General features: G+C 60.6%; 15 protein-coding genes. 9 read left to right on the top strand and 6 right to left on the bottom strand.

All coding sequences use genetic code 11. From position 1 onward, the window contains the following. Positions 1-31: 31 nt before the first annotated feature. On the bottom strand, positions 32-2,455 hold the full coding sequence (gene plsB, locus G5137_RS19940; RefSeq protein WP_421173179.1) for a glycerol-3-phosphate 1-O-acyltransferase PlsB: 2,424 nt from the start codon (positions 2,453-2,455) through the stop codon (positions 32-34). Between the two features lie 204 nt (positions 2,456-2,659). Between plsB and lexA the strand changes: the two genes are divergently transcribed. The 4 genes from lexA to dinF all read left to right on the top strand — a co-directional run bounded on the left by lexA (position 2,660) and on the right by dinF (position 6,184). After that, entirely contained in the window at positions 2,660-3,283 is a 624-nt protein-coding gene (gene lexA / locus G5137_RS19935; protein ID WP_139433841.1) for a transcriptional repressor LexA, read from the top strand. Between the two features lie 484 nt (positions 3,284-3,767). Continuing rightward, entirely contained in the window at positions 3,768-3,983 is a 216-nt protein-coding gene (locus G5137_RS19930) for a hypothetical protein (protein WP_019446524.1), read from the top strand. A 210-nt stretch (positions 3,984-4,193) separates the two neighbouring features. Continuing rightward, positions 4,194-4,820: an SCO family protein gene (locus tag G5137_RS19925; protein WP_158114375.1), complete on the top strand. Its 627-nt coding sequence runs from the start codon at positions 4,194-4,196 to the stop codon at positions 4,818-4,820. A gap of 2 nt (positions 4,821-4,822) precedes the next feature. Then, positions 4,823-6,184, top strand: coding sequence for an MATE family efflux transporter DinF (gene dinF, locus G5137_RS19920; protein WP_421255862.1), 1,362 nt, complete (start codon positions 4,823-4,825; stop codon positions 6,182-6,184). Between the two features lie 13 nt (positions 6,185-6,197). Here dinF and trmL read toward each other — a convergent pair whose 3' ends face one another. The 3 genes from trmL to G5137_RS19905 form a co-directional block, all read right to left on the bottom strand. Next, the gene (gene trmL, locus G5137_RS19915; RefSeq protein WP_005339545.1) at positions 6,198-6,662 is read right to left on the bottom strand and encodes a tRNA (uridine(34)/cytosine(34)/5-carboxymethylaminomethyluridine(34)-2'-O)-methyltransferase TrmL; all 465 of its coding nucleotides are present in this window, start codon (positions 6,660-6,662) and stop codon (positions 6,198-6,200) included. 74 nt (positions 6,663-6,736) lie between these two features. Then, complete coding sequence (locus G5137_RS19910) at positions 6,737-8,107, bottom strand: ATP-binding protein (RefSeq protein ID WP_408082979.1); 1,371 nt, start codon at positions 8,105-8,107, stop codon at positions 6,737-6,739. Then, positions 8,089-8,784: a response regulator gene (locus tag G5137_RS19905; protein WP_227341731.1), complete on the bottom strand. Its 696-nt coding sequence runs from the start codon at positions 8,782-8,784 to the stop codon at positions 8,089-8,091. Before G5137_RS19905 ends, G5137_RS19910 begins: the two co-directional genes overlap by 19 nt. 85 nt (positions 8,785-8,869) lie before the next feature. Between G5137_RS19905 and G5137_RS19900 the strand changes: the two genes are divergently transcribed. The 4 genes from G5137_RS19900 to G5137_RS19885 all read left to right on the top strand — a co-directional run bounded on the left by G5137_RS19900 (position 8,870) and on the right by G5137_RS19885 (position 12,326). Next, positions 8,870-9,781: a cation diffusion facilitator family transporter gene (locus G5137_RS19900; protein WP_227341732.1), complete on the top strand. Its 912-nt coding sequence runs from the start codon at positions 8,870-8,872 to the stop codon at positions 9,779-9,781. Positions 9,782-9,789: 8 nt separating this feature from the next. After that, positions 9,790-10,569 (top strand): serine O-acetyltransferase, encoded by a 780-nt coding sequence (gene cysE, locus G5137_RS19895; protein WP_005339552.1) that lies wholly within the window; start codon positions 9,790-9,792, stop codon positions 10,567-10,569. A gap of 20 nt (positions 10,570-10,589) precedes the next feature. Beyond that, positions 10,590-11,870: a hypothetical protein gene (locus G5137_RS19890; RefSeq protein ID WP_227341733.1), complete on the top strand. Its 1,281-nt coding sequence runs from the start codon at positions 10,590-10,592 to the stop codon at positions 11,868-11,870. 246 nt (positions 11,871-12,116) lie between these two features. After that, the gene (locus G5137_RS19885; RefSeq protein ID WP_005339554.1) at positions 12,117-12,326 is read left to right on the top strand and encodes a cell division protein ZapB; all 210 of its coding nucleotides are present in this window, start codon (positions 12,117-12,119) and stop codon (positions 12,324-12,326) included. A gap of 72 nt (positions 12,327-12,398) precedes the next feature. Here G5137_RS19885 and elbB read toward each other — a convergent pair whose 3' ends face one another. Continuing rightward, complete coding sequence (elbB, locus tag G5137_RS19880) at positions 12,399-13,049, bottom strand: isoprenoid biosynthesis glyoxalase ElbB (protein ID WP_421255861.1); 651 nt, start codon at positions 13,047-13,049, stop codon at positions 12,399-12,401. A 400-nt stretch (positions 13,050-13,449) separates the two neighbouring features. On the opposite strand from elbB, the gene polA reads away from it, so the two are divergent. Then, complete coding sequence (polA, locus tag G5137_RS19875) at positions 13,450-16,215, top strand: DNA polymerase I (protein ID WP_421207254.1); 2,766 nt, start codon at positions 13,450-13,452, stop codon at positions 16,213-16,215. 92 nt (positions 16,216-16,307) lie between these two features. Here the strand turns inward: polA and G5137_RS19870 are convergent, their stop codons facing one another. Continuing rightward, the gene (locus tag G5137_RS19870; protein WP_058057072.1) at positions 16,308-16,847 is read right to left on the bottom strand and encodes a gamma carbonic anhydrase family protein; all 540 of its coding nucleotides are present in this window, start codon (positions 16,845-16,847) and stop codon (positions 16,308-16,310) included. Positions 16,848-16,901 lie beyond the last annotated feature (54 nt).

Here is a 16,901-nt window from a genome sequence, read left to right as displayed (position 1 = left end):
ATGATGCGGCCTTCTTTGTTTGTGTTGCAGATCAGAGCTGATTGCCTGCCTGAATGGTACGGCGGATCTTGTTGCTCAGCAGCGGCACTATATTGTCGGCCAGCGCCTGGAAGCGGCCGAGATCCGGCTTGCACTCTGGGGAGAGGTAACCCTCTTTGCGCAAGGTGTGGATCAGGGTGCTGAACAGCTTCTGGTCGAAGAACTCGGGGGCGTTGATGCCGTGCAGGGTGCCGAGGCGCTCTGCCATCATCAGGCCGTCCGCTTCCAGCTGCTCCGCCTCGATATGGGGCTGGGCCAGCACCCGGGTCAGCACGATGGCGTAGCGCTGCAGGGTCTCCTGAATGCTCTCCGCCAGCAGCAGCAGGCGCATCTGGTTGGCCGGGTTGACCCAGTAGCCGCCATCGCGCGCCTCGATCAGCTGCTGACGCTGCAGCTCTGCCAGCAGGGCATCGACCAGCTCCGGCAGCTCATCCTCTTCGTAGCGCAGGAACAGCTCGGTCTTGAGCAGCGGATAGATGTCGATGCAGCGGGCCAGCAGCTCGCTGTGGGAGATCCCTTCGCAACGCTCGATCAGGGCCGCTACCAGCGAAGGCATGGCGAACAGGTGGAGGATGTTGTTGCGGTAGTAGGTCAGCAGGATCGCCTGATAGCGGTCGAGACTGATGATCTGGCCCAGCTTGTCCTCGCTCACCTCGAACTTGTTGAGCTCCATGGCCTGATCCAGCAGGGTGGCGGCATCTTCGGCCGGCATGGTGCTGTGCGGGCTGTAGGGCACCGCTTTGAGCAGATCCAGATAGGTGTTGAGCTGGGCCTGCAGTTCGTCGCGGGTCAGGGCGTGACGCTCGGCGGCCAGCAGTGCCAGTGCGCTCAGGGTCAGGCCATTGACCGCGGCAGCCCCGTTGATGCGGGTCATCAGCAGCTCGGCCAGCTCGTTGACGGTACCCGCCATCCACTCCGGACGCTCCTCTTCTCCGATGTGCTGTTTCCAGTCGGGAATATGCTCGCTCAGGTAGCTGTTGAGGGTCAGCGGTTCGCCGAAGTTGACGAAGCCACGGCCATAGTTGCGCAGCTTGCGCAGGATGCCGAGCACCTGCAGGAAGCTCTCTTTCTCCTTGCGGCTGCCCTTGAGCTCGTTGTGGTAGGTGTTCACCTCCATCACGTGCTCGTAACCCAGATAGACGGGCACCAGAGTGACCGGTCTGTCCAGCCCGCGCATCATCGCCTGCAGTGTCATCGCCAGCATGCCGGTCTTGGGTGGCAGCAGGCGACCGGTACGGGAGCGGCCACCCTCGGTGAAGAACTCCACCGAGTACCCCTTGGCAAACAGCAGGTTGAGGTATTCACGAAATACCGTGCTGTAGAGCGGGTTGCCCTTGAAGGTGCGGCGGATGAAGAAGGCGCCGCCGTGGCGGAAAATCGGGCCCGCCGGCCAGAAGTTGAGGTTGATGCCCGCCGCGATATGGGGCGGCACCATCCCCTGGTGATAGATGACGTAGGAGAGCAGCAGGTAGTCCATGTGGCTGCGGTGGCAGGGGACGTAGACGATCTCGTGCCCCTCCTGTGCCAGCTGGCGTACCTTCTCGGCGCCGTTGACGGAGAGCCCGCGGTAGAGCTTGTTCCACAGCCAGCCGAGGAAACTCTCGCCGAGACGGATCAGCCGATAGGAGAAGTCGGAGGCGATCTCGTCCATATAGCCGTGAGCCCGCTTCTTGGCTTTCTCGAGGCTGATCCCTTCGCGCTGGGCCTCCTCTTCAATCGCCTGCTGGATCACTTCGGAATCGAGCAGCTGTTTGAACAGCAGGTGGCGGTTCGGTAGTTTCGGGCCGGTGGCAGCGAGTTGCTGGCGACTGAAGTGGGTGCGAGCCACCCGCGCCAGTTTGTGGGCGATCCCTTCGTCTGTGCCGTGCTTGTCCGCCATGTAGCGCAGAGAGAGCGGCGGCGAGAAGCGCACCAGATTCTCGCGACCCTTGAGGATCACGATGAGCGCTTTCTTCAGCCGGTTCGGCGCCAGACTGCTGATGATGTTCCAGCCGGAAGCCTCTTCGCCTTCCCGACCCGGCGCACGACCCCAGAACAGAGTGACGGGCACCACCTGGATATCCAGCTCGGGATCCTGCTTGTGCAGATCCAGCAGCTGGTGGAACTCCTGCAGGAAGGGGAGCGGTTTGCTGCGTTTGCCAAACAGCGGAGGCGGACGATCCAGACAGACATAGCGCGGCAGCAGCTGGCCGTTGAGCTCCAGCGGCGTGAAGGGACCGGGCAGACCGAGATCCTCGCAGCACTGCTGCAGGGTCATCAGGTCGGTGATCGAACTGGTTTTCAGGGCATAGACGATGGGTCTGGCCGGATCCAGATTGAGTTCTGTGATGGGATTTTCCGGCAGGCTCTTGTGATTGACCAAGCCGCTGACCGGCCATTGCAAGATGGCTCTGGAAATCTTCTGTCCTAGGGACATGTGCGTCTGCTCTCCAAAAAAATGCGGCGTGAGCATAGCAAATCGACAGCCCCTTGTCGCCGAGAGGTACGATGAGTCGGCTGCGCAGGATCAAAACAGTAGTAAATGAGGGGTTGGTCGCGACAAATGTCAGCTGCGCCTTGCCTTGGCCACTGCACTGTATATACTGCCAGTGTGCTGTATAAAAAGACAGGTGCCAATTCTATGAAACCCCTTACCCCCCGCCAGGCCGAAGTGCTGGAGCTGATCAAGGTGAATATGAGCGAAACCGGTATGCCGCCGACTCGTGCCGAGATTGCCCAGAAGCTTGGTTTCAAGTCGGCCAATGCGGCCGAAGAACATCTGAAGGCCCTGGCCAAAAAAGGGGTCATCGAGATCATGCCGGGCACGTCCCGCGGCATTCGCCTGTTGCTCGAAGAGGAAGAGGTGCTGGAGGAGAGCGGCCTGCCGCTTATCGGCAAGGTCGCTGCCGGTGAACCCATCCTGGCTCAGGAGCATATCGAGAGCCACTATCAGGTTGATCCTACCCTGTTCCATCCGCGGGCAGATTTTCTGCTGCGGGTGCAGGGGATGAGCATGAAGAACATCGGTATTCTGGATGGCGATCTGCTGGCGGTGCACAAGACCCAGGAGGTGCGCAACGGTCAGGTGGTAGTGGCCCGTCTCGATGAGGATGTCACCGTCAAGCGCTTCCAGCGCAAGGGCAGTCAGGTATGGCTGCTACCGGAAAATGAAGAGCTCTCCCCCATCGAGGTGGACCTCTCCTGCCAGCAGCTCACCATCGAAGGGCTGGCGGTCGGGGTGATCCGCAACGCCGACTGGATGTAATCCTCCCCGCCAACTGCGTTTGCCACACGGCCTCCTTCGGGAGGCCGTGCTGTTTCTGGCGCACTTTCCCTGTCATATCAAACAGATCATCGGCGGCGGCATTTTTGTCCTGCGCGACCGGCTACCAATCATCCATTTCAGATATATGCTCAGATCAGTGCCCTGTCGCCGAGACAGGGCTTGGCACCTCCCTCTGACCATCACAATGCATCGGTACGGAAGGGCCGGTAACAACGAGAATAGGGCAGTACACCTTCACGGGATATGAAGGGGGAGTGGGGAGATCCCGAGCCTTGTCGGGCAAAGGGAACCACTCGTAATGGTTGCAGATAGTCGTGACGGGCCTGTTCCCAGTTCAGGCCGACGAAGCAACATGACCTGTCGGTCAAGGAGGACTGGTATGGCATCAAGATCGCCATGGGATTCAGAGGCTGGGGCTGCGCCAGCGGAATCGTCAATCACCCGTTTCGTCAAAGGTAGCCGGATGACCTGGTTTTACGGTCTCTGGCTGCACCATCGTGGTTCGCACTGGACGCTCTGGCTGGGATGTCCGAAAGAGAAGGTGGTACGTCTGGTGTTGCTGTTCAAGCGTGGTCACGGTGATCGCCAGGGGGAAGAGGGCTGGCTGGCCCCCGTGATTCCCATCGGCGTGCGGGCCATCGGCAAGATGTTGCAGCAGGGGCGTAACGCTCGCCCCTGAGCAGAAGAGACAAACAAATCCATCCATAACCGGCACCTGAGGGGGCCGGTTTTTTTATGGCCGCAACTGGCGATTAATTATGCCAAATGGTCGACTCCTGACAGGGCATTGCACAAGGTTGAACCACCTTGGCGGCTCGCTGGGGTACAATGCCCCTCTCTTGTCCGGTCACTGCTGGCCATCTGCCTCGAACTGAAAGGGTCTCTTGTTATGATGAAGCTCCGCTATCCCCTGCTCTTTCTGCTGCTGACAGCCTGCCTGATCCTGGTGTTCTACGCCACGCAGCCAGAGCAGCCGGAACAGGCCGACTACTATCCGGCGGGGCGGGACATCAACGATTTTGTCTTTACCGATGCGGACAACCAGCCGTTCACCCCTGCCAACTTGAAGGGGCACTGGACTTTCCTGTTCGTCGGCTACACCTTCTGCCCCGATATCTGCCCCACCACCCTGGCAGATATGCGCTCCGTCTATGACCAGCTGAAGAAGATGGCGCCCGACAGTCAGGTGGTGTTTATCTCGGCGGATCCCCAGCGTGACGACATTCCCCGTCTCAAGACCTATACCGCCTTCTTTAATCCCGAATTCAAGGCGGCCACTGCCCCCCACGACAAGCTGTTCCCGTTCGTGCGCAATCTGGGGCTGATCTACTCCATCGCCAATCAGGGGGAGAAGGATTACCTGATCGATCACTCCGCCTCCATCGTGCTCATCAATCCCAAGGGCAAGCTGCAGGCGGTATTCCGCCCGCAGGTGGCGCCGGGTCAGGTGCCCCGGGTGCAGATGGCCACCATGCTCTCTGACTTCGCCCGCATTCTGAAGCTGGCAGGCCACTGAGCGTGACCCCAGCTGTTGCCCCCTGGTGGCGAGATCCCTCTCGCCACCGCGCCGTCTTTGCGCTCGCACTGCCCATGGTTTTCTCCAATATCACCACCCCCTTGCTGGGGCTGGTGGACACCTGGGTGATCGGTCATCTCGGTCAGGCCTGGTTTCTGGGGGGCGTTTCGGTCGGTGCAACCCTGATCAACCTCATTTTCTGGCTGCTCGGCTTTTTGCGGATGTCGACCACCGGCCTGACGGCGCAGGCGCACGGCGCCGCCGATGGTCGTGCCCAGCTCGATACCCTGCTGCGGGCGCTGGGGCTGGCCATTGCTCTCGGTCTGGCGCTGCTGTTGTTGCTCTTCCCCCTGTTGCCACGACTGATCGCCCTGAGTGGCGGCTCGCCCGAGGTGCAGCTTTATGCGGGCCAATATGTGGCGGTGCGGATCTGGAGCGCCCCGGCGGCGCTCTGCAATCTGGTGGTCATGGGCTGGCTGTTGGGGATGCAGGATGCCCGCAGCCCCATGGTAATGTTGATCCTCACCAATCTGGTCAATATGGCGCTCGATGCTCTGTTTGTGCTGGGGCTCGGCTGGCAGGTGCGGGGTGTGGCGGCGGCCTCGGTCATGGCGGACTACTGCGCGCTGGCGGTCGGGATCTGGCTGGTACGCCGTCAGCTGCGGCAACTGGCGCCGACGGTGTGGCAGGATGGCTGGCAGCGCTGGCGGCAGCTTGCGCCCATGGTGCGGTTGCTCGGCCTCAACCGCGATATCTTTCTGCGCTCCCTCTGTTTGCAGCTCTGTTTCGCCTTCATGACTCTGCAAGGGGCACGACTGGGGGATGTGGCGGTGGCCGCCAATGCGGTGCTGCTCAACTTCCTGATGCTTATCTCCTACGGACTCGATGGTTTTGCCTATGCGGTGGAGGCCATGGTAGGACGAGCCATCGGTCAGCGGGATCGGCAGAAACTGCGGGAGGCCATCGTGCTCAATCTGGGCTGGGCCGCCCTCATTGCCAGTGGTTTTACCCTGGTGTTTGCCCTCTTTGGTGCCCACCTTATCGGCTATATCACCGACATTCCGGCCGTGATGGCGGAGGCACATCGTCAGCTTCCCTGGCTGATCGCCATGCCCTTGCTGGCGGTCTGGTGCTTCCTGCTGGATGGCGTATTTATCGGAGCGACCCGGGCGCGGGAGATGCGCAACAGCATGTTGCTGGCCGCGTTTGGCGGCTTCTTCCCGATCTGGTGGCTCTGTCAGTCGTGGGGCGTGGCCGCGTTATGGGCGGCGATGGCGGCGCTGATGGTGGGGCGCGGTCTGTCGCTGGGGGTCACTTGCTGGCGGCTGGAGCGCAGCGGGCATCTGCTCGACGCCCGCCACTGATCATCGGTGGCGCTTACATGGCACCGTCGTAGCCGAGCTGGCGCCAGCTCTCGTAGACAAAGACAGACACCGCGTTGGAGAGGTTCATGCTGCGGCTCTGGGGCACCATAGGGATGCGCAGCCGCTGCTCGAATGGCAGACTCTCGATGATCTCGATGGGCAGGCCGCGACTCTCCGGGCCAAACAGCAGGGCGTCGCCAAGGGCATATTGTGCTGCCGAGTGCGCGGTGCGCCCCTTGGTGGTGCAGGCAAATACCCGCTTGGGCGCCACGGCGGCCAGAAAGGCCTCATAGCTCGGCCAGCGCTTCACCTCGGCAAACTCGTGATAGTCGAGTCCCGCCCGCTTTACCCGCTTGTCATCCCACTCAAATCCCAGCGGCTCGATCAGATGGAGCCGGTAACCGGTATTGGCGCAGAGCCGGATGATATTGCCGGTGTTGGGCGGAATTTCCGGCTGGTAGAGGACGATATCGAGCATGACGAGCTCCTGCAAAGAGATGTAAAGCCAAGAAGGGGCGCCAGCATACCCAGCGCCCGTCCGGATGAAAAGGATCAGGCGATGGGCAAGCGGATGGTGATGGTTAGCCCAGTCGGGTGATTGTTGCTGGCCGCAATGGTGCCGCCGTGGCGCTGGATCGCCTCCGAGGCGATGGCCAGCCCCAGCCCGGTGCCGCCAGTCTTGGCGTTGCGGGCGTCATCGACCCGGAAGAAGGGCTGGAACAGCAGCGCCTGCTGCTCGTCTGGCACCCCTGGGCCGTCATCCCGAATGGTCATCACCCACTCCAGTCCCTCCCGATACCAGTCCACCTTGATGAACTCGCGGGCATATTTGAGGGCGTTGCGCAGGGGGTTCTCCACGGCCCGGGCCAGCAGCTCGGGCCACATCTGGATCGACTCTGCGGGCAGCGGCGGCAGTCTGAGCTGTTTGCCACTCTGATTCGCTTCGAACATGGCATCTTCGAGGATGGGTTCCAGCAGGTCGGCCAGCGGATGTACCACCGGCGCCTCCACATGCTGCTGCACTCGCGACAGATCCAGCAGATCGCCGATCAGCTTGTCCAGCCGTCCGATCTCCGATTCGATCCGCGCCAGCTCGGCGCTGTCACCCTGCTTGCGGCGGATCAGCGCCTGCGCCAGTTGCATCCGGGTGAGGGGGCTGCGCAGCTCGTGGGAGATATCGGAAAGCAGCTGTTTCTGCTTCTGGATCATGCTCTTGAGTGTCTCCACCATGCGGCTGACGTTATCCGCCAGCTGACCGATCTCGTCGCCCCGTCCCAGGTTGGGGATCTGTACCTCCAGATTGCCAGCCGCCAGTTGGGAGACCGACTTCTGCAACTGCAGGATGGGGCGGGTCAGCCGCCAGGCGAGCAGCAGGCAGAGCGGGGTGCTGACCAGCATTGATATGCCCAGAATGCGGATCGGGTGATCCAGCACCTGTATGAACAGGAACAGGTAGGGGTTCTCGGCATTGAGGCCGAAATAGACGTGATAGCGATGGCCGCGGTGCTCCATCAGGAAGGGACCAGCGATCGCCTTGCGATCCTCGTTGCCCAGCATGGGGTTGGCCGGGTCATCGGCGTCCACCATAAAGCGCACCACAAACTTGCGCGGATGGGTGGTGGACTGGATCTGCCCCCTCTCGTCGCGCAGGTAGACATTGTCCACCGGGAGCATGGCGATCTTGTCCATCGTTTTGGCCAGATCGAAATCCTGATTCGGATCGGCAGCGTTGAGCAGGGCCTGCACATTTTTCTGCATTCGCACCGCCTCATGGGTCGGCAGCGGGATCTGGTTGCGAGGATCCAGAGTGGGCAGGCTGATCACGGCGGCCAGCATCACCAGCAGCATGAACCAGAACCAGAGGAAGATGTGGGTCGATATGCCGTTGAGGGAGCTGGTACTCTTTATTCTTGCTCTAGCCACAGGTAACCGCGCCCCCGTACGGTTTTGAAGCGGGGCTGGCCATCACTGCGGTCCGGCAGCTTCTTGCGCAGGTTGCTCAGGTGCATGTCGATGGCCCGATCGAAGGGCTCCAGCTTCTTGCCAAGCACCTGTTCGGAGAGGTGGCTCTTGCTGACAATCTGGCCGGGATTGCGCAGCAGGCACTCCAGCAGCCCGAATTCGGTGGCGGTCAGCTCCAGCAGTTGTACGCCGCAGCGGGCCTGCTGCAGGCCGGGTTGCAGCACGATATCCATGAAGTGCACTTCGTCGGAGGAGCTGCCACGCTGGGGCGGGGCACTCTGGGTACGACGCAGGATGGCGCGAACCCGGGCCAGCAGCTCCCGATCGTCGAACGGCTTGGCCAGATAGTCGTCGGCACCCGCTTCCAGACCGTTAACCCGATCCTGGCTGTCGCCACGAGCGGTCAACATCAGCACCGGGGTTTCATGGGTCTTGCGCAGCTTGGTCAGCATGGCAAAGCCGTTGAGCTTGGGCATCATCACATCCAGCAACACCAGATCGAAGCTCTGCTCCGCCAGCCGTTGCAGCCCCTCTTCACCATCCTCGGCGACCGTGACCTGAAATCCCTCCAGGGTCAGAATTTCGGTGAGCAGCTGGGTCAATTCAAGATCGTCGTCGACCAGGAGTATTCTGTTCATCGGGTGTTATTCCGCAGATTTTCGCGCCAAACTGACGCCGGGGTCAGGGTATAATAAGTTTTTCATCGCCAGAGGAAAGCCGGTTTTGAGCCATCAACAATATTCCCGTTGGGTTACCTTTGCCAGCATGGCGGCGGTTACCACTGCAACCTTGCTGATCACCGGCAAGCTGATCGCCTGGCTGATGACAGACTCGTCGACCCTGCTGGCGTCGCTCACCGACTCCTTCATGGATGTGAGTGCCTCCATCATCAACCTGCTGGCCATTCGCTATGCGCTGGCCCCCGCCGATGATGAACACCGCTTCGGTCACGGCAAGGCGGAGTCTCTGGCGGGGCTGATCCAGTCGGCCTTTATCTCCGGTTCCGCATTGCTGCTGGTGATGCACGGCATCTCCTCCCTGCTCAAACAGGCACCTATTGAACGGTTAGAGGCGGGTCTCTGGGTTAGTGGCGGTTCCATTGTGCTGACCCTGCTGCTGGTCAGTTTCCAGAGTTTCGTTATTCGCAAGACCAACAGCGTGGCCATCAAGGCGGACATGTTGCACTACCGCTCCGATCTGCTGCTCAACGCCGGTGTCTTGCTGGCGCTGGTGCTGGCGGGGCAGGGGTGGTACTGGGCTGACGGCCTGTTTGCCATCCTGATCGGGTTGTTCCTGTTGTGGGGGGCGGGACATATCGGCTACGAGTCGGTGCAGGCCCTGCTCGATCGTCAGTTGCCAGCGGAAGAACAAGCGAGAATAATGGCCCTCTGCTGCGCCGTCGAAGGGGTACACGGCGTACATGACCTGCGCACCCGTCAATCCGGGCCGACCCGATTCGTACAGTTGCATCTGGAACTGGATGATCAGATCCCCCTGGTCAAGGCCCATCAGATCGCCGATGAAGCCGAGCTGGCGGTTCGCCAGGCATTCGAGCGGATGGATGTCATCATCCACATGGACCCCATCTCGGTGCTGACAAAAGAACAACAGAGCCCTCACCCAGAACAACAGTAGGCTGCAACATGGATGAACTGGTTGCCAAAACTTGGCACAAAATTCAGCAAGAAGCGGAGTGCATGGCGGCCCAGGAGCCGATGCTGGCCAGCTTCTTCCACTCCACCATTCTCAATCACAAGAATCTGCGTTCGGCGCTGAGCTTCCAGCTGGCCAACAAACTCGACAGCGCCACCATGCCCGCCATCGCCCTGCGCGAGGTGATCGAGCTGGCCCTGCGCAGCGAGCCCGAGCTGCTGACGGTAGTGGCGGCCGACATCTGCGCCGTGCAGGAGCGCGATCCTGCGGTCGACCTCTTCTCCACCCCGCTGCTCTACCTCAAGGGGTTCCATGCCCTGCAGGGGTATCGGGTCGCCAACTGGCTGTGGCGTCAGGGGCGCCGCTCGCTGGCTCTTTATCTGCAGAACCAGATCTCGGTGGTGTTCGGGGTGGATGTGCACCCGGCCGCCCGCATCGGCAAGGGCATCATGTTTGACCATGCCACCGGCATAGTGGTCGGCGAGACGGCGGTGATTGAAGATGATGTCTCCATCCTGCAGAGCGTTACCCTCGGTGGTACCGGCAAGGAGAGCGGCGATCGCCACCCCAAGATCCGCGAAGGGGTGATGATAGGGGCGGGCGCCAAGGTGCTCGGCAATATCGAAGTGGGCGTGGGTGCCAAAATCGGCGCCGGCAGCGTGGTGATCAACCCGGTGCCACCTCATACCACGGTTGCTGGCGTACCCGCCAAGATCGTCGGCCGTCCGGAGTGCGACAAGCCTTCACTGGATATGGATCAGTGTCTCTGATCTCCTGACCGGAGGCGTCGATGGCCAAACGCTGGTCGGGTTATCTGATTTTGGGGATGTGGCTGCTCAACCTGCTTCATCTCTATCTGGGTCTCTCCCCCTGGCCCGCGGCCATTGCAGCCTGGGGGGCGTCACTGCTCACCTGGCCCTGGCTGGTAGGGGCCGCCAGGCGGCAGGCGCTGGCCCTGTATAGTGCCGCCCTGCTGCTGTTGATCTTCTCCTGGTGGCAGGGCGCGACCCTCATTGCCGGTGACTGGCTGCTGCCCAATATCAATATGCTCACCATGTTTGCCGCGGTGAGCACCCTCAACCTTGCCACTTCCGGCTTGCTGACCGGCACCACCTCCTGGACCGGGCGCAAGGGGCTGTGGAGCACCATGGCCAGCCTCAATCTGCTGGGGGCGGTCATCAATCTCTCGGTGCTCTTTATCATCGGCGATCGGCTGGAGCGTAATGGCACCCTGGAGCGGCGTCAGGTGATGGTGCTGAGCCGGATCTTCTGTGCCGCCGCCTTCTGGTCACCCTTCTTTGTCGCCATGGCGGTGGCGCTCACCTATGCGCCGGGCTTGCAGCTCTCCCATATTCTGCCGTTCGGGATCCTCGCCGCCTTGCTGGCGATGGGGCTGACTGCCTGGCAGGTGGAGAGGATCGGAGTGGCCGACTTTGCCGGTTATCCGCTGCGGTTGCAGACACTGGGGTTGCCAGTCACGCTGGCGTTGCTGGTACTGCTCATCAAGCAGATCTGGCCCCAGCTCGGCATTCTGGCGGTGATCGCACTGGTGGCCCCGCTGCTGGCGCTGCTCTTTATGCCGAGGACAGGGCGCAAGGCGGCCCTCAAGCGGCAGGTGGTGGAGCGTTTCCCCGCCATCGGCGGTCAGCTGGTGCTGTTTCTGGGGGCCGGTTTGTTGGCGGCAGGCATCAACAGTGCGCTGTCGGTCATCGATTTCGGTGCCGGTCACGGCCTGCCGCTGTTCAATCACTTTGGCTGGCTGGAGGCATCCCTCACTCTGCTGCTGATCCTGCTGGTGGCCATCGTCGGGGTGCATCCGCTCATCAGTATCTCCGGGCTGGCGCCACTGCTCTGGCCGCTGGCGCCGGATCCCAGCCTGCTAGGTATGTGTTTCCTGCTGGGATGGGGGCTTGCCACCGGCACCAGTCCGCTCTCCGGCTCCAATCTGGCGCTGGCCTCCCGCTACAACCTCAGTGCCGGGCTGATCCTGCGCTGGAACCTGCTTTATGGCCTGCTGATGTATGTCGTCGCCTGTCTGTTGCTGGGGGCTTATATCGCCTTGCATGGATAACGGCGGCGCCGTCAGGAGGGGGCAAATGATGCGCGGGCGGCGGGGTCTTTTACGCACGGTTCAGTGTGTTGTCGCGGCTCGGGCGCAGGATGCGAGAAAAATAGACGCATATTTAGACAATACATCTATGGAAGGCGCATTTTACAGCGCACTGGCTTGTTTGTGCCGATGCGCTCGGGGTATGCTGGCTTCACGCGCTTGAATCGCCCTCTGTGGGGCATCGCAATTGAACAAACAGGTATGCATATGTCACTAGAAGTCCTTGAGCAACTCGAATCCAAAGTACAATCCGCTGTCGACAACATCTCCCTGCTGAAGATGGAGCTGGACGAGCTGAAAGAGCAGAACAGCAAGCTGCAAGACGAGAACCATCAGCTGCGCAACGAGCACACTGCATGGCAGGAGCGTCTGCGTGCCCTGCTGGGTAAAATGGATCAAATGGGCGAAACCATCTAACTCATCGCCTTCAGGCAGAATTGAAAACGGGCCGCTCCATGAGCGGCCCGTCTGTTTTTGGCTGGGTGAGGATTATAGCGCCAGCAGCTGCTTGACTGTCTTCTCGATGCCGTCTGCCGCTTCGACTATGTTGTTGGCCAGCATGTAGGCCGGAGTGGAGATCACCTTGCGCTCCTGATCCACCACGAATTCGTTGACCGGGCAGTTGAGATGGCTGCCACCCATCGCCTCGATGGCGTTGGCGGTGCCTTCGTCATGGCCGATGGTCGCCAGCGTCCCGGCGCCATAGATCTGCGGGATCATGGCGGGGGCGATGCAGATATAGGCGGCCGGTTTGTTGGCGTTGGCAAAGCTCTGACACGCTTTCAGCACATCGGGCTGGATCTGGCACTCGGCTCCTTTGATAGCGAAGTCACACAGGTTCTTGGCCGCGCCAAAGCCGCCGGGCACCAGCAGGGCGTCATAATCTACCGCATCCAGCTCGGCCACATCCTTGATCTGGCCACGGCAGATACGGGCCGCTTCGACCAGCACATTGCGGCTCTCCCCTTCGCTCACTTCACCGGTCAGGTGGTTGATGACATGGAGCTGCGCCACGTTCGGGGCGAAGCACTGGACGGCGGCTCCCTGACGGGCCAACGCCAGCAGGCTGATGACGGCCTCGTGGATTTCGGCCCCGTCAAAGACACCGCAGCCACTCAAAATCACGGCCACTTTTTTCATGGCAAACTCCTCGTTGTTGAAAATGTGAGCCAGGATGGATTGTTGTACTTTTGTATGGTTATCGCTCGCCCTCCGCTGGTCAAGTCATCTTGCTGTGCTAGGATTGTTTCGTTTTGGATCCTGCCGTACCTACTCCCTTAAATCTTTTTCCACATTGATCGAGATCATTCTAACTGTCTCACGATCGGTTTTTGCGATCTCAAAGCATTGTTTTTAATGGCTTTTTATATTCTTATGCACAGTTTTATCACTGTGCGCTCTGATGCGCCCCATTTTTGAACACAGAGTTATCCACAGATTGAGTCCCTTTATCAGGCGCTGTGTGCTGTTGCTGCGCCCCTTGGTGTGAGGGGGGCCCTGTGGCATCCTAGCGGCTGTTTATCTCTGGCAGGACGATTTCATGGCCCCTAGCAACCCCCTTATTCTGGTCGACGGCTCCTCTTATCTTTACCGCGCCTTCTTCGCCTCCCAGCAGGCCGATCTGCGCACATCGACCGGTTTGCCGAGCGGCGCCGTCCGTGTCATGGCCAACATGATGCGCAGCCTGCGCAAGCAATATCCTGACTGTCATGTGGCCGTGGTGTTTGATGCCAAGGGCAAGACCTTCCGCGATGACATCTATCCCGAGTACAAGGCGACCCGCGCCAGCATGCCGGACGATCTGCGCAGCCAGGTTGCCCCGATCCACCAGATGATCAAGGCGATGGGTTTCCCCTTCCTGATGGTGGAGGGGGTGGAGGCCGACGACGTGATCGGCACCCTGGCCCGCCAGGCGACCGAGAAGCAGCTACCGGTGCTGATCAGTACAGGTGACAAGGATATGGCGCAGCTGGTCTCCGATCATGTCACCCTGATCGACACCATGAAAGATGTGAAGACCGATCGGGAAGGGGTGATCGAGAAGTTTGGCGTACCGCCCGAGCTCATCATCGACTATCTGGCCCTGATGGGTGACAAGGTCGACAACATTCCCGGTATGACCGGTGTCGGCGAGAAGACTGCACTGGCTCTGCTGCAGGGGATTGGCAGTATCGACGAGATTGCCGCCAACCTGGACAAGGTGGCCGCCCTCGGCTTCCGAGGCTCCAAGGCGTTCGCCGACAAGTTCCGCGAGCAGGAAGAGCAGGTTCGTCTCTCCTATCGACTGGCGACCATCAAGACCGATGTCGAGCTGGAACAGAGTCTGGAAGAGCTGTTGCTCAAGCCGGTCGACAAGGAGTCCCTGCTGGCGGTCTATCGCGAATACGAGCTGCGCAACCTGATCAAGGAGCTGGAATCCGGTGGTGAAGAGGGCAGCGAGAGCGCCGGACAGAACGAGGCTGGCGATGAGAGCGCCGCTCCGGTTGCCGCCATCGAAACCGACTACCGCTGCATTCTGGACGAAGCCGAGTTTGACGGCTGGCTGGAACAGCTGAAAGCGGCACCGCTGTTTGCCTTCGATACCGAAACCACCAGTCTCGACTATATGGAGGCGCGGATCGTCGGGGTCTCCTTCGCGGTTGAGCCGGGCAAGGCTGCTTATGTGCCGTTTGGCCATGACTATCTGGGGGCACCGGTACAGCTGAGCGAGGCCGTGGTGTTGGGCAAGCTCAAACCGCTGCTGGAAGATCCGACCCGTCTCAAGGTGGGGCAGAATCTCAAATACGATCGCAACGTGCTGCTCAACCACGACATCGACCTGCAAGGTATCGCCTACGACACCATGCTCGAATCCTATGTGCTCAACTCCACCGCCAGTCGCCACGACATGGATTCGCTGGCCAAGCGTTACCTCGGGGTTGAGACCACCTCCTTTGAAGATATTGCGGGCAAAGGGGTGAAACAGCTCACCTTCAACCAGATCGAGCTGGAGCAGGCCGCCCCCTATGCGGCGGAAGATGCCGATATCACCCTGCGTCTTCATCAGGCGCTGTGGGGTCAGCTGGAGGCCGTGCCGGGTCTCGCCAAGGTATTCAGCGAGATCGAACTGCCTCTGCTGCCAGTGCTGGCGCGGATGGAGTTGCTCGGCACCACTATCGATCCCAAGTTGCTGCACCAGCAGAGCCAGGAGATCGAGCTGCGCTTGGCGGAGCTGGAGAAGCAGGCCCATGAGCTGGCTGGACAGGAGTTCAACCTCTCCTCACCCAAGCAGCTTGGGGAGATCCTCTTCACCAAGCTGGGCCTACCGATCATCAAAAAGACGCCGAAGGGGGCACCGTCCACCGCAGAAGAGGTGCTGGCCGAGCTGGCGGAGACCTATGAGCTGCCGCAACTGCTGATGGAGCATCGTGGGCTGGCCAAGCTCAAGTCCACCTACACCGACAAGTTGCCGCTGATGATCAAGCCGCAGACCGGGCGGGTACATACCTCCTATCATCAGGCGGTAGCGGCTACGGGCCGTTTGTCATCATCTGATCCCAACCTGCAGAACATCCCGGTGCGCAACGAGCAGGGGCGCCGGATCCGTCAGGCCTTTATTCCGAGCGCCGGTTACAAGCTGGTGGCGGCGGACTACTCCCAGATCGAGCTGCGCATCATGGCGCACCTCTCCGGTGACAAGGGGTTGCTGACCGCCTTTGCCGAGGGCAAGGACATCCACAAGGCGACTGCCGCCGAGGTATTCAGTGTAGCGCTCGATGCGGTCACCACCGACATGCGCCGCAGCGCCAAGGCGATCAACTTCGGTCTTATCTACGGCATGAGTGCCTTCGGTTTGGCCAAGCAGCTGGGGATCGGTCGTGCCGAAGCGCAGAAGTACATGGATCTCTACTTCGAACGCTACCCGGGCGTGCTGGAGTATATGGAGCGTACCCGCCAGCAGGCGGAAGCCCAGGGTTATGTCGAGACCCTGTTTGGTCGTCGCCTCTATCTGCCGGATATCAAGTCCCGCAACGCCGGTCTGCGCAAGGCAGCCGAGCGGGCCGCCATCAACGCGCCTATGCAGGGCACGGCCGCCGATATCATCAAGCGCGCCATGATCAACGTGGACAGCTGGATCCGCGGTATCGGGGATGAGTCGATCCGCATGCTGATGCAGGTACACGATGAACTGGTGTTCGAGATCCGCGAAGAGAAGCTGGAGGAGTATACCGCCATCATCAAGGAGAAGATGTCGGCCGCTGCCGAACTGCATGTGCCGCTGCTGGTTGAAGCGGGTACCGGCGACAACTGGGATCAGGCCCACTGATTTCCGGTCAGCCGTTCTGCACGGCTATATAGATAGCTATATAAGAAGCGAAGCCCGGCATCATGCCGGGCTTCCTGTTTCTGCCAGCCCTATCAGGTCTCTTGCAGATACTCATCCTTGAGCAGCACATAATTGTCGGCCGAGGTCTTGAGGAAGGCGATCTCGGCGGGTTTGAGCGGACGAGCCTGTTTGACGGGATTCCCTATATATAGAAAGCCCGATTCGAGTCGCTTGCCCGGTGGCACCAGTGAACCTGCGCCGATCATCACATCATCTTCGACCACGACGCCATCAAGCAGAATGGCACCCATGCCGACCAGCACCCGGTTGCCTATGGTGCAGCCGTGCAGCATCGCCTTGTGACCCACAGTGACATCTTCACCGATCAGCAGCGGATAGCCGGTCGGATTGCTGACGCTCTTGCGGGTCAGATGCAATACGGTGCCATCCTGAATGTTGCTGCGGGCGCCGATGCGGATATGGTTCACATCCCCCCGTGCCGCCACCATGGGCCAGATGCTGGCGTCGTCGGCCAGTTCGATATCGCCCACCAGTGTCGCGCAGGGATCTACATACACCCGTTTGCCCAGTTGCGGGCGTTTTCCCTTATAGGGTCTCAGTCGCAAGTCCATCTTGGCCTCCTTGTTTTCGGCCATTCTAGCAATCTGGAACCAGTTTCTGTGGAT

The sequence above is a fragment of the Aeromonas sp. 600282 genome (genome assembly GCF_049175755.1).
Classification (GTDB): domain Bacteria; phylum Pseudomonadota; class Gammaproteobacteria; order Enterobacterales; family Aeromonadaceae; genus Aeromonas; species Aeromonas veronii_A.
This window is presented reverse-complemented; position numbering and strand designations above follow the sequence as displayed.